General features: G+C 45.5%; 9 protein-coding genes and 2 CRISPR repeat arrays. Of the genes, 3 read left to right on the plus strand and 6 right to left on the minus strand.

The genetic code is table 11. The annotated features are described in order from the left end of the window. The first annotated feature begins 93 nt into the window (after window positions 1-93). The 3 genes from csm6 to CUR83_RS08580 all read left to right on the plus strand — a co-directional run bounded on the left by csm6 (window position 94) and on the right by CUR83_RS08580 (window position 2,513). Complete coding sequence (gene csm6, locus CUR83_RS08570; RefSeq protein WP_284719467.1) at window positions 94-1,236, plus strand: CRISPR-associated ring nuclease Csm6; 1,143 nt, start codon at window positions 94-96, stop codon at window positions 1,234-1,236. Window positions 1,237-1,364: 128 nt separating this feature from the next. Further along, complete coding sequence (locus tag CUR83_RS08575) at window positions 1,365-1,880, plus strand: hypothetical protein (protein ID WP_284719468.1); 516 nt, start codon at window positions 1,365-1,367, stop codon at window positions 1,878-1,880. A gap of 60 nt (window positions 1,881-1,940) precedes the next feature. Further along, window positions 1,941-2,513, plus strand: a complete 573-nt coding sequence (locus CUR83_RS08580) for a hypothetical protein (RefSeq protein WP_284719469.1) — start codon at window positions 1,941-1,943, stop codon at window positions 2,511-2,513. 323 nt (window positions 2,514-2,836) lie between these two features. Continuing rightward, window positions 2,837-3,215: direct repeats of the CRISPR family, unit length 36 nt; unit sequence GTCTGAAACGCTCCCTGATTTGTAAGGGATTAAGAC. Window positions 3,216-3,928: 713 nt separating this feature from the next. Here CUR83_RS08580 and CUR83_RS08585 read toward each other — a convergent pair. From CUR83_RS08585 to CUR83_RS08610, 6 genes are all read right to left on the minus strand, one after another. Next, window positions 3,929-6,067, minus strand: coding sequence for a TIGR03986 family type III CRISPR-associated RAMP protein (locus CUR83_RS08585; RefSeq protein WP_284719470.1), 2,139 nt, complete (start codon window positions 6,065-6,067; stop codon window positions 3,929-3,931). A gap of 69 nt (window positions 6,068-6,136) precedes the next feature. Continuing rightward, window positions 6,137-6,643, minus strand: a complete 507-nt coding sequence (locus tag CUR83_RS08590) for a hypothetical protein (protein WP_284719471.1) — start codon at window positions 6,641-6,643, stop codon at window positions 6,137-6,139. Beyond that, window positions 6,643-8,073 (minus strand): RAMP superfamily CRISPR-associated protein, encoded by a 1,431-nt coding sequence (locus CUR83_RS08595; RefSeq protein WP_284719472.1) that lies wholly within the window; start codon window positions 8,071-8,073, stop codon window positions 6,643-6,645. The genes CUR83_RS08590 and CUR83_RS08595 overlap by 1 nt, the downstream gene beginning before the upstream one ends. Then, a complete protein-coding gene (locus CUR83_RS08600) occupies window positions 8,073-9,737 on the minus strand; it encodes a type III-B CRISPR module-associated Cmr3 family protein (protein ID WP_284719473.1) in 1,665 nt (554 codons plus the stop codon). The genes CUR83_RS08595 and CUR83_RS08600 overlap by 1 nt, the downstream gene beginning before the upstream one ends. A gap of 4 nt (window positions 9,738-9,741) precedes the next feature. After that, on the minus strand, window positions 9,742-10,401 hold the full coding sequence (locus CUR83_RS08605; RefSeq protein ID WP_284719474.1) for an RAMP superfamily CRISPR-associated protein: 660 nt from the start codon (window positions 10,399-10,401) through the stop codon (window positions 9,742-9,744). Between the two features lie 2 nt (window positions 10,402-10,403). Beyond that, the gene (locus tag CUR83_RS08610; RefSeq protein WP_284719475.1) at window positions 10,404-12,179 is read right to left on the minus strand and encodes a Cas10/Cmr2 second palm domain-containing protein; all 1,776 of its coding nucleotides are present in this window, start codon (window positions 12,177-12,179) and stop codon (window positions 10,404-10,406) included. Between the two features lie 505 nt (window positions 12,180-12,684). Then, window positions 12,685-13,344: a CRISPR direct-repeat array (repeat unit 36 nt; unit sequence GTCTGAAACGCTCCCTGATTTCTAAGGGATTAAGAC). Window positions 13,345-13,348: the final 4 nt, after the last annotated feature.

Consider the following 13,348-nt stretch of genomic DNA (forward strand, 5'->3'; position numbering starts at 1 on the left):
GCAAGCGTCATATGTCACAAGCTTGCGATAACCAGTACGTTTGTTATTTATCTCTATAATTCTGCTTATCCCACGCATTTATAAGGAAACACTATGTCACGCAATATTCTATTTTTAGTTACTGGCATGACCCCGCAGATCGTTACCGAAACCATTTGGGCGCTCGCCTGCGATGATAATGCCGACACACAATGGGTTCCTGACGAAGTACACGTACTCAGTACCCAAGACGGTCTGAACCAAATTCGTAAGCGCCTGTTTGAACAAAAGGTTTTTGAGCAGTTTAAGCACGACTACCCTATTATCAAAGACGTACAGTTCAACCCGACAGACAGCCTGCATGTGATTACCGATACTGATGGCAAAGCGCTAAGCGATCTAAAAACACCTGAGGATAACGAGCGCTCAGCAGATATTATCTGCAAAACAATCAAAGCCTTTACCAGCATGCCTGATACCAGCGTACACGTCTCTATCGCGGGCGGACGCAAAACCATGGGCTTTTATGCTGGCTACGCCCTATCGCTCTATGGACGCGCACAAGATGCCATGTCGCACGTCTTAGTAGAAGAAAAGTTTGAAAAAGCAGTCAACTTCTTTTACCCCACGCCGACGGAGCACCTCGTCTCTGACCGTGACGAAAAAGTCGTGGGCAACGCCCAAGAAGCGCAAGTATGGCTTGCGAACATTCCATTTGTGCGTATGCGTACTGCCATCTTGCCCAAGCATCAGCTGAATCAAGATGACAGCTTTAGCGAAGTGGTACAAAAGATCAATGCCTCATATGAGGACACTACGCTGACGCTCAATGTCTTTAACCGCAAAGTCATCATCAATGATCAGTTTGAGATAGACAACCTGCCATTACGTGAATGGGCATTTTTGATGTGGTTTGCCCAGCGCCGCCAGCAAGGTCTTAATGGTGTGGTCTGCCCTACGAAAAATATCAATGAGCGCAATATTAACCCAGAGCAAATAGCGTATATCAATCAGCTGACCCAAGAATACTGTGAGCACTACGAGGAGCATAAATATAACGATGACCTTGAAATCAGCGTGGACAAAAAGTTCTTTCAAGGTGCCAAGTCGCGCTTACAAACCGCGCTAAAAGACGCACTGGGTATTGAGCTGGCTGCCAAACTTGATATCACCAACGAATCTGGTAAAGGCTCACCATTTCAATTACGCCTTGCACCTGAAGCTATTACCATCAACCATGTACCTGAGCTGACATAAGTCAGCCACTGGTGCTTAATGGCAGCACAATGTGGGCACAAGCTTGCGATACCAAAGCACGGTATTTGTATGACGTTATAGTTACCTTATCCACCGCCGATACCGATACTTAACTTAGGAGAAACCTGATGAATGCACTGACCAAAGCCACGCCCGTCGTTGCCCTTGCTGTTCTCGAAAAAAGCATCGACTTATGCGCTAACATTACCGCCTACCGTGCACAGATCGCACAGCTTGAAGTACAGCGCGAAGCCATGCACCGTCAGGCTGATCAAATCATGCGTCAAGACAACCAAGCGCATGAACAGAAAATGACAAAGATGCATAAGCTTAGCCACGGCTTTACGCAGACCTTGGATGCCTTGCAAAAAGACATCGATCAACAAACCTGCGAACGCCTCGATAAAGTGCAGACGCAAATCGACAGCATATTAAATACCATTGCTTCAACGGAGACATCTGAAACAGTCCAACTACAGCTTACAAGTATCTTAGGAGAGTTATATAAACAGCAAAGCGAGCTGTTGCAAAAACAGTTAGAGCAGCAAACCAGCAATGCAGATGCTGTTTATAAATCCTTTACCCAATTTACCGATACCTTACGTGATAGCGGTTCAGCGCATGTCTTTACAGATGTAAACTAATACCGCCTGAATACGCACTATCGGTAAATCTAAACTTATCATGGATACAAAGGGGCGCTTATGTTTTGGTTAATAGGTGGTGCGATAGCGGCAGTAGGCATACTGGGCTTTTTGAGCTATGAGGAAAATCAAGCCTATAGCCGCTATAAAAGCACCGAAAGCGACCTGCTTAAGGAAACAGAGCAGCGCGAGCAGCAGATGCAAGCGCAACGTACGCAGCACGCCTACGCGCGCAACTTTCGCGAGCACATTGAGCTACATTATGCTTCGGTACAAACCGCCAATGCCCTTTATCAGCATTATGAGGCGCATAAAAATATGGTGAAGATGTTCCGCGCTAAGCAAAACAGCTTGGGCACGCATATCGGGATGCTCAAAGCAAAACGCGACCGCGCTACAGGCGAAGACAAGCAAGCCATAAAAATAGAGCTACAGCAATACTATGAGTATCTAAAGCAAGCCAAAGCGCAGCTGGTCTCGCTCTATGCGGCAAAAGATGATTTGCTCAATAAAATTCGCAAAATCAATCAGCAGACACGCGCCTACAAGCTCTATATCCGTGACCATTGTGGCACGCAAGGACACGACTGGTATGCACGCCGTTTGGAGCGCTCCGCAATCGCTGCACGATAGATCGCACCCTTACCCTACCCATCATACATAGTGTCAATCGCCTACCTTAAAGCCGTTATCCTCACTTGCAAAACCCTGCCATATCCCTTATGATTCTAGCTCTATCTGACCTCAGATAGCCCTGTCAATCAGGGCGTTTTAGACCGTTATCTACTGAGGATAATGCTGGTTATTTAACGTTTTTAGACTGCAAATTGGTGGTTTTTTTAAACAAAATGCGTTTGCAAATTGGTTAAAATGTAATCAACTTTTTGACCAACTTTTGTTGGTAAAAACAATTGATGTAAGTTACTGATTTTATTGACAATAAAAATGGTTGTACAGTCTGAAACGCTCCCTGATTTGTAAGGGATTAAGACAACAGAATATGGAGCAGTTTGAAAAAGACCTGAGTCTGAAACGCTCCCTGATTTGTAAGGGATTAAGACCTCGGTAGGAACCCCAAAGCGGTAAAGATACGTCTGAAACGCTCCCTGATTTGTAAGGGATTAAGACAAAGTTAATTCTTCAATGGTTCTACCTTGATTGGTCTGAAACGCTCCCTGATTTGTAAGGGATTAAGACCCCTCAGAAGTAACTTCTGAAAACCCTTTCGAGGTCTGAAACGCTCCCTGATTTGTAAGGGATTAAGACAGTTATCGGGTATGGATTACGACAACCCACTACGTCTGAAACGCTCCCTGATTTCTAAGGGATTAAGACCTATTTCATCTAAGAGAGAGTAGTATGCTTCTGCTGTCTGAAACGTTCCCTGATTTCTAAGGTGAGCGAGGACAAGCAAGGCAAGAGCTGCGCTCTCGTAGGCGTTAAAAAAAGCACTGCTTTTTTAGCTTTGCAAGGGAAAATCCTTTAAATAGGATTTTTTGAAGACGAGATACACCAGTCTGAAATCAGAAAATCATAGATTTTCCCTTGCGTCGGGGCAAAGCAATGCTTTGCTGTTTCCCTCCTCATCCCTGATTTCTAAGGTGAGCGAGGATCAGTAAGTGTCTGGGAGACACTTACCCGAAGCGCAAGGCGCAGAGCTATGCTCGAGCAAAACGTTAAAAAATTGCATGCCAATTTTAGATTTTAGTCTCGCAAGAGAAAATTCCTTAAATGGAGTTTTCTGAAGGATCAGTAAGTGTCTGGGAGACACTTACCCGAAGCGCAAGGCGCAGAGCTATGCTCGAGCAAGGCGTTAAAAAAAAGCACTGCTTTTTTTGTCTCGCAAGAGGAAGTTCTTTAAATAGAATTTTCTGAAAGACGGCTATTACCATGTCTGAAATCGGAAAATCATAGATTTTCCGCCGCAATGGGGCAAAGCAGTGCTTTGCTTTTTCCCTCCTCATCCCTGATTTGTAAACAAAAAAAGCGCTCACCATACAACTATGGTGAGCGCTTTTTTGTATAGGCGAAGCAGTGAGCTTGTTGCGTTATGTCCAGTTGCTGATTTTTTTTACTATCTTGTCCAACTGTTTTTCGTTACCTATGACACTCGACATTTCATTTGCTAATGATTGCAGCTTGATTTGCTGTTCACCGTCAAAACTGTCTTTGTAGCTGTCATACACCACCTTTAGCTCCTTATGCGCTTTTTGTTTCACCGTTTTGCTGACTTCTTCTTTTGCCTTATCGATAAAATCTTCGATCTTATACAGCGCTTTGTCTTCTGCAGTTGCCGTTTGCTTGGCTTGCTCGCGCGCAGCGACTTTCTGTTGTTTAGCGATATGTGCTTTTACTGCGTCTATACTAGTATCGATATCAGACTGATAATCCACAGTCTTTAGCTGCGATTCGTCATTAACTTCAATGGCATCGTAGCTGTGAAAAGCGTTAACAAACTCGTCAAGATTATCTCGGTTTTTAGACTGCGCATATTCTTTGGGCGTAGACAGATAAACATAGTCATCCAGATTTGATACAGGGGTGGCATATTCTTGCAGTGCTTTGATAACATCGCACTCTTGCCACTGCACCCAGTCGACATTATTTGCCGCAAACATATCATTCATGTACTTCTGAAACTCCATCCGACAGGCTGCCAGCCACATATCATTGTTCTCGATAGGCTGACCGTCATTGCGTGACAGTTGACTTTTTGAGACACTGAGCGCCACTTGACCCAGTCCAAAAGGCTTGCCCATACCCAGCGCATGATAGCACTGATCTGGTTTGTCAAAATCTAATGACCACAGTAGCGCACCCAGTTCGACAGGGCGCAGATTGTGCCAGCGAATGATGAAGCTAAACTCAGTGTCATCCGCTATAGTCTCTAACTGCACCTGCACTTTTTTATTTTCAGCCACTTTGGCTTCCAATTTGGGATAATCTACTACCGCCTTGGCCTGATAACGCTTCCATCCTGCGATTTTGACACTGTTTTCCATCAGTTGACTAAAGCCTGAGCCGCCTCTTTTCTGATAAATATAAGTAGGATAATATGTGGGCTTTGGGCTACTGAGCACCACACTTGGACTGAACTTTAGCAGTGGGGTTTTATCTTGCAGCTCGGCAAAGCCAATGTGCACCCGCCCGCGCAAGCCCTCAGTATTCGACTGCTCATCGATATAACCAAATAGCAAATCCGCCATGCCGATATACTCTTGATGGCTGGTATGCTGGGCATTGGTATGCGCAATGGCGTCGTGGATACTGTGTTTATACGGCAGTTTGTACATCATTGCCAGTCCCAACGAGCTGACTGATTGACCATTGGCGTGGTAGAAGACAGGAATGCCATGTTTTAATCGTTGAAGATTACTCTGCCAAAACTGCCACTCTTGCGTGTCTTGATGAATCTGACGAAAGCCGCTCATCACTGAGCTACTTACTGTTTTGGGGTTTTCTTGAGTATTATAAAATACGAACTCATATTTTTTTGCGCTTCTGTTTTCTTTAAAGCCTGCACCAGGCTGCCCTGTTACGACTAAGCGACCGATGCTGCTTGAATTTTCGCCTTTCTTGATCTTACTGATACATGCTATTTTTTTACCATTCTTTTCCTTTTCGTACTCAAACTGCACTTCAGGGCAGATAGTCAATTGGTAGTATCGCTCCATAACCGATTGACGCTTTTTCCAATCATCAAAGTGAATGTCAAACGTATCGATAATATTTTGTTGATGTACGCGGTAAAAGCTACAAGGATAAATCAGCCAACCTTTTTTTTCATCGTAGCGTAGCCAGCCTGATTGCGCATTTGTGATTCTGCTCATGTAAAAGTTATTGGCATTGGTTAAGTCACGGACACCGAGCTTTTGGTCTTCAACCTGACGCATGGGCGAAAAGCTGGCAATCTCTAAGACATTTTTTAACATGCCTTTTAACGAGCTGCCAGGAATCGCAGGGCGACCCGCAGGAGTTTTAAAAAAATGTACTTTACCAGCGCTCGTAGCCGTTGCTGGCGATTGCTCGCCGCCGACACATAGCGGTGTTTTGTTTTTTAGCGTCACGGTCATCTCGCCGCTGACACCGTCTCTAAAAGGCTTGTCATGACTGACTTTCTCTGCCCAGTCAGGGTATACAATCAAATTTGACAGCGGCACAAAGCGATAAGGTGCGGTCACAGACATGGTATATTCCTTATTTTTGTTTCTATGATAATTGGAGTAGTTAGCGATAATTTTTGCGCTTAATATGATTTAGCCATCAAAACCCACAAAAAACGCTTTGTCTGCAATCACCGATCCTGCTTGTTGTTGCCACAGCTTTTGGTATACCAAATAGCGCGGATTTTTGACACCTACTTCCTTATGCAAGAGGCGTTCAGCTAAGCTATTGGCTTGTGCTGCATCACTAAAGTCTAGGACGCATGTCTGTAGCAGCCATGTATAGTTACCGATGTAGTCCAGAACATAACTGGTCTGCTCTTTGGCATCTTGTGCGATCACCCACTCGCCATTTAATAGTGGTGTGTCCATGGCGATCACTTCGTTATTCAAAGTTTTGACCGCACCTGTTGCCTGTACCCACCCTGTCACATCGCCCATTGCTTGCAGCGTATCACGCAGCTCGTCTTGGTTAAGCGTTTGATGGCTAATATGACTTTGCACGGGTCTAAACTTACTTGAGTCAATATTTAAGTTGCTCACTTGGCTGAGCGTATTGATGTCATCTGTAATCTCAGATATCCAGTTTTGTGCTGTCATTACGCTGCTCCTTGTGTGCTAATCCACATTTGACTATCAGACCACTGAATGCCTTGATCAGTATTATCCAAAAACGCACCCAATCCGCGTGAGCCTGAAGCACCAAGCGGTAGCCAGCCTTTGGCTAAGTCTGATAGCGCATTTTGTAGTGCTTGCTTGATAGTCATATCAGTAATTTGCTCAGGCTTAGTGATGTCGATTTGTACTTTAATGCGGCTTTGCCACAATACTTGCTCACTAAATAGTGCTCCATTGATGACGCCACTGGTAAACTTGTCTATCTTATTGTGCGTGAGTACTTTGTGTTGTTGATTTTCTAAATAGACATCTTGAAACGCCAGTATGCCTGCGCTCGCCTGTTTGTCCTTTGCTTGACCAAACAGCGCCGTTACTGCGGGGCTATCATCAGCATCATAAGCGGTATCATCATCGACAAAGCGCTGCGTCAAGCAGTTGTAGTGATAGGCGACACGGTGACGAATCGCCCCTTTTATGGCGCTGGCAGGTAGCAAGTATTGCTGATTACCCATTTTGGCAGTTTGTTTGCCATCTGACTGTGTGTGCCAATATATTTTTGCTTCGTGCATAGGCAACATATCGGGCGCTCGTTCATCTTGAGACTCTGTTTCTAAATAGCGCTCACCACCACCGACACGCCAGCCCGACTCAGCAGTCAAGTCTAGAACCGCACTCAGTGGTGACAATGCCGAATCATTTAAGTTGTCTTTGCTGACCGTTTCCATGCCTTTATAGTTCATTCGTGCGCGATCATGCTGGCGGTAGTTGGCTTGACCTGCCTCGGTAGTTAAGTCCCATACTGCCTGATGCAGCGCAACCACATCAAATAGACCATAGCCACTGTTCGTACCGTGACCGATACGGATATCCTGTGCGGTCAACAGCTTGAGCAAATTATTCCATTGTGTATCTGTCTGTTCTGAGGACTCACCCCAATAGCTAATATTAAAGCTATAGCGCGTACCAGCAGGTACCAATGTCACATCGAACTTGCCTGCGTCCATGCTAGAGCCTTTATCATTAAGGCGCACACGCTGACGCACAATCAGCTTGTCATCACTGAGCTGCTGATAGAGCTCATCGCTCAGCTGTGCCTCTGTCAGTAGCCCCTCCTGCGCCTGATTGTGGCTATTGTGCGTCAGTCCCCATGTGATACTTAGCCATGAGGTCTGTCCTTCTTGACCATTGGCATAACCAAAAAGTGCTTGCGTTGCTGCTTCGCCATACTGCCGCTGATAAGCATGACGCAGCACCCCTGCTAAACTAGAGCCTGAGAGTGTAGGCAGTCCATTGGCATCTCGAACCACCAGACTGTCGTGTACTGTATCACCGTGTCCTGTGTGAATAGCATGAGCACTTTTTGCCTCGAGCGTCACTTTGAGCAAATGAAATACGGGACGAGAACTGATCATTATGCGTGCTCCTTATATTCTGCTGCTTGTTGTTGTCGTTCTTGCGCGGTTGGCTTATAGCCAATGCAGTATGCGTCCCAAGTCTCTGAGAGCCCCAATGTCCCCAGCTCAGCAATGATGTACGCAAAGTAGCTTTTATCCTTATATGCTTTTAATTCATCTTGTAAAAACTGTCCAAGACTTGCACTTGTACCAGTGCTTGGCGCGTATTTTAGCTCCCAACCTGCGCGCTTATATGATGCGCCGCGCTGTCTGTTGTCATTTTCCGTGGTCACTTTTAGCACAGCATTCTTGTTGGTTACCATCTCTTGCCACAGCTTGTCGGGCGCATTACGGTGCTGGTTCGCCAGCTCCTTGAATCGTCCAAATTGGGCACGTGATGGTGGTGATGGCTCTAGTGGCATACCTCGTACCAATCCCTGATAGCGTCTTGCCTGTACTATTTTTTCACACAGCTGTGCAAATATTTTGGCAGCGGTTTGACGCGGTTTGCTACCAATCTCAGCCACTTGTTGTTTTCTGAGTACCGTTTCGAGCAGTAGGCTATTTTTTGGCTGAGTCGCACTATTGATGACATGTGCTGGTGCTGCATGCTTGGCGTTTTTTAGCGGCTGCCAGTCTGGGCGTGTATTGGCTAGCAAATCAGGATTAATCCACACTTGACCCAAACCGCTTTCGGTTTGTACACCGATACCTTTTGCTAGGCGCTGATACAGCTCTTTGTGTTGATCAAAGTCCGCAGGCAGCTCGTATCTGAGCACACTGCCGCGACTGATGACCTGACGCTCTTTATCATAGTGGCGACGGTACGCGTTATAAACACTATATCGACGCGTGCGTAAAAAGCTGGCTTTTGGTAGCCATTTTGTACCTTCAGGCAGTCCAAGCACGTGCGGCTCAGGTATCAGCGTCGGCTGACCTTCTTTTTGCAGCTGCATATCACTGATTAGCCACAGGCTTAAATGTTGCTGAGCTTTTGGTGGCGTTTGGGTTGGCTGTACCAAAGCCTGAGCCACGATATCGACCGCGCCAAACTGTGCTGAGCGTGAGCGTCCCAAATGTGCTGGTCCTACAATAGCAGACAGCTTGTTGATTAAGGCATCAGAGACATCATCATCCGCATCGATACTAAAACCAAATTGTTGGTGAGCAGATAGTGCCTCGTAACCGAACAGCTGCGCGTCTTGGGCACGATTTTGTTTGGGGTCGATAGCCGTCTTTAGTGTTTGTTCCTTCTCTGGGCTAATACGATGACCATTTACGGTGATATAAAAGTTACGCAGCTGGACGGGCTGCTTTTCTTTCATAGATTCTTTTAATCCATCATCTGCGGCTACTTTTGAGATATCAAAGATTTTGTCAGCGAGCAATGCTTGACCATCAGCGTATTTTTCTGCCTTAAAGCTGTGCAAACACATTGGTACAGGGTAGGCGACCGTACTGCCTTCTATGACAGGTAGGGCATCGTTAAAACGCACCTTACCACTATGAAAAAGTAAAAAAGCATCTTCAGCAGACAGCTGTGCATATAGTCGACTTGCCAGCAGTCCCAGAAGGGTTGATCCTTTGATATAGTCAAGGCTCTGATGCGCACCAACGGAGGCGGATTTTTCACTGATAATCACAGGCTGACGCAGTGTAAGAAGGTATTGAGTGGTTTTCATAATCTTAGTCCTGTGATGATTGCGTGAATGAGAGCGATACTTCGCCCAAACCGCGGCTTCTGTGCGCGCCGATGGTATCAATAAGTGGCAGGGCTTTTTTTATCACTTGCCAAGGGTCATTCGCTAATAGCGCACGCTGCTGCTGTAATAGTGCCTCATCAAGCGCAGTTAATTGAAGCTGTAACTGAGCATACAGACTCATAGGCAAAGCGGTTTCCGTACCGCGCAGACTCATGTCTTCTGCTGTACCCGTCTCATAATCTATCTTTGTGTTGTATAGCGGCTGATACAGATATTGGCGCAGCGCTGCTTGGTCATTGTCTTTTAGATAGTCATACTCAGGCTTTGGTAGCGTGGCATTACCAACGAACAGCATCCCTGCTGTGGTCTCAAAGCGACCCTCGTGCTGGTCAGCACTACCAAACAGCAAATCTTCAAGACTGTATTGACCCTCAGCAGCTATTGCCGCTGTATCTTTATACCAGCCCCATGCTTCTGCACGTCTAACCGCATGCCGTAGCAGACCTTTTAGCTGCTTTCCTGAAACAAAAGGCAAGCCATAATTGTCTTTTAGACACTCCGCATCGAGATAGTGTCCGCGACCTTTACCACTACCCACGTGCCAATAGTTTTTAAAATCCAGATGAATGGTTTGTGTTGTCATGGTTATGCCTCTTCGTTCTCGTTGATTGCCGCTTCATGACGTGCGGGTACGGTTTTTTCTTCTGCAATAGTCATCAGAGTCAGTACATCAGCTATCACGCTTTGGTATTCATGATGCTGAGCTGACGACTTGTTATCATTACTGGCGACTTTACTAAACGGCAAATCATCCTCTAATGTACCGACCACTTGCGCCAATTTATCCAAAAAGACATTGATCTGTTTGACTTCACGCTTTTCAGCAGATGAGACATTTTTTAATTGCTCTTCAGTACGTTTAGAGTACGCTTTCCAGCGTTTGAACGCCTGTTGTGCTTGATCAATATTGAGATGCATCAAGGTTGCGATCTCTCTGAGCGTACGCGGATTGATGGTTGAGTTGACCAAGAAAGTATTGAGGTCTTCTAGCTGCTGTAGGCTCGCCACATTGTCAGCTTGATGCGAGGACAAGGCATCCACCATATATGCAGGGGCAGACAGATGATAGGTGTGCTGAGCGGTAGAGACGGTCATGCTGTTTTCGACCATCATATCCACCTCCTCTATCAAGCTGTCACCGATTTTGTAAAATGCCAGACTCGAGGGAATGATACTGCTGTCGCTGCCTGCTACCGCCTGTTTGTGGTTGCGAGAGAACATTTTTGCTTGCTTACACAGTCCCTCAGCCACTTCATAAGCTTGGTGAAATGGTTGTGACGACTTCATATAGACGATACCTGCACAAGCAGTCAAATAGGCAGGTAGCTTACTGGCAGAGGCGGTCAATCCATTGTCTATGAACTTTTGCTTTAGCTTGCCAAGCTCGACCTCACTGGTCTTTTTAAACGCCAATAAAAACGCACGGGTAAAATCAATTGCCATATCTGCTTTGACGATGACGGACAAATCATCCCCACCCAGCACCAATGGGCGGGCAGGAAGCACATTGTTCGCATTCACATGCGGTAGTAAGCTCTGCTCCGCTGCATGGTTGGTCGCCTCTATGGTCGCCCGCGTAATACCTTCAGAAAAAGTGCGATATAAATCAATATACACAGCATCGCTAGCATCTCGGCACGCCTCATTAAGCAAGCGTAATATCTCGCCCAAGCCGTTACCATCAGCATGAATAAGACCAATGAGCTTGCGTCTGCCTAGGGGAAACTTTTTTGCCGCTTTAGCGTCGGCTTCAAAGTTATTGGGGAAATGAATCTGCGTGTGCTGAGCGGTGCTGTCCTCAGACGCATCAACTGCCAAAAATCGACTGCTCAGCGATTGACTGCTGGCAGGTCTGCGAAAGCTGCGTAGTATCGAGGTGCTCAAGTCTAATGACTCGTTGCCTTTGTTACCATAACGCTCACGCGTGACCACCGCTTGCCCTGTTCTGGGGCTACGCTCTGTAATGGGGCTGGCATTTGGTAGCGTAATACCGATGATATTGCGCTGCTGCGCCAATTTTTCGATACCACGTCCAATCGCCGCTTTTGCGCTGTCTGCCTCTTCAATGACATCGACCTGCTCTATCGTGGGCAGCCACTGTGACATAACCAAACGCCATGCACTCTGAAAACGCTGCGCCTCTGCCTTATTATCAAATATTAAATAAAAAACGCCACCTGCTTTACGCGGTGACTGCACCTTGTCTGTCAGACCCAAGCTGTCTAGCGTCTCATCGAGCAAGCCACCGTCTGCACAAATATAGTCAATCAGCTCGCTCCCCTCGAGCATGTCCTTTAGCTTGCCTGTGGCGAATAAAAAGCGCTGAATACCGCGCGTCTCAAACAAATAAGCAGTTTTCATATCATACCCTTGCGTGTGAATCAGCCAAAATCGAAGTTTACTTTTGTTTATAATGCGACTTCGTACGCTAGCATATCAAAGTTTATTAAATGACATAACAAAAATACGCTAAAAAGTGCTTTCTTCTGTATTTTGACAAGCTTGCCTCTTGCAATAGACAGCAAAAATTTTTGCTAGGCTTTCATTTTTATATTAATTAGCGTTGCACTTGGTGTGTTAATCTAAGACTTAATTTTAGATATAAATATTGCCAAAAAATAATATTCATTTTATTATGCCTAGGTCGCAAACCAACAGAGCGGCCCCTGTCAATCAGGGCGTTTCGGACTTTATCTGACGAAGATATTGGGCAATTATTTAACGTTTTGGACGTATAACTGGTTATTATTCATACAATTTATGGTAAGAAATTGGTTAAAAAAACACCAACTTTTAAGCCGACTTTTGTCGATTAAAATACGATATATAAGTTATTGATTTTATTGATAATAAAAATGGTTGTACAGTCTGAAACGCTCCCTGATTTCTAAGGGATTAAGACTACTTTCATTGGCAGTAGCGGACGTATTGAGATGTCTGAAACGCTCCCTGATTTCTAAGGGATTAAGACTATATAATAGTGAAAGGGTTAGGAGTCCTTAGTAGTCTGAAACGCTCCCTGATTTCTAAGGGATTAAGACTCCAGCTAGTGCCATCGACTCTATCGGCAGTCAGTCTGAAACGCTCCCTGATTTCTAAGGGATTAAGACAATACCTCCAGTAATTGACTACTTTAGCCATGTGTCTGAAACGCTCCCTGATTTCTAAGGGATTAAGACTATGAAACTCCATTGGAGCACCCCATTGCTCATGAGTCTGAAACGCTCCCTGATTTCTAAGGGATTAAGACCGTTTGTTCCACTTAACCTCTAATGATTGCTCAGTCTGAAACGCTCCCTGATTTCTAAGGGATTAAGACCTATGTTGGGTTAGATTTAGGATTGAAGTTTTTAGTCTGAAACGCTCCCTGATTTCTAAGGGATTAAGACTGACGGTAAACTGCTCTCTGGTATTGATTACCAGTCTGAAACGCTCCCTGATTTCTAAGGGATTAAGACTTTAATACCATCAGTACCTGCACATAGACGAGGTCTGAAACGCTCCCTGATTTCTAAGGGATTAAGACTGAG

It is taken from the genome of Psychrobacter pocilloporae (assembly GCF_029872915.1).
Classification (GTDB): domain Bacteria; phylum Pseudomonadota; class Gammaproteobacteria; order Pseudomonadales; family Moraxellaceae; genus Psychrobacter; species Psychrobacter pacificensis.

Coding starts and splice junctions, on each gene's coding strand:
- CUR83_RS08610 (WP_284719475.1), bottom strand. CDS start 12,179: ATGAAAACTGCTTATTTGTTTGAGACGCGCGGTATTCAGCGCTTTTTA.
- CUR83_RS08575 (WP_284719468.1), top strand. CDS start 1,365: ATGAATGCACTGACCAAAGCCACGCCCGTCGTTGCCCTTGCTGTTCTC.
- CUR83_RS08580 (WP_284719469.1), top strand. CDS start 1,941: ATGTTTTGGTTAATAGGTGGTGCGATAGCGGCAGTAGGCATACTGGGC.
- csm6 (WP_284719467.1), top strand. CDS start 94: ATGTCACGCAATATTCTATTTTTAGTTACTGGCATGACCCCGCAGATC.
- CUR83_RS08585 (WP_284719470.1), bottom strand. CDS start 6,067: ATGTCTGTGACCGCACCTTATCGCTTTGTGCCGCTGTCAAATTTGATT.
- CUR83_RS08600 (WP_284719473.1), bottom strand. CDS start 9,737: ATGAAAACCACTCAATACCTTCTTACACTGCGTCAGCCTGTGATTATC.
- CUR83_RS08605 (WP_284719474.1), bottom strand. CDS start 10,401: ATGACAACACAAACCATTCATCTGGATTTTAAAAACTATTGGCACGTG.
- CUR83_RS08595 (WP_284719472.1), bottom strand. CDS start 8,073: ATGATCAGTTCTCGTCCCGTATTTCATTTGCTCAAAGTGACGCTCGAG.
- CUR83_RS08590 (WP_284719471.1), bottom strand. CDS start 6,643: ATGACAGCACAAAACTGGATATCTGAGATTACAGATGACATCAATACG.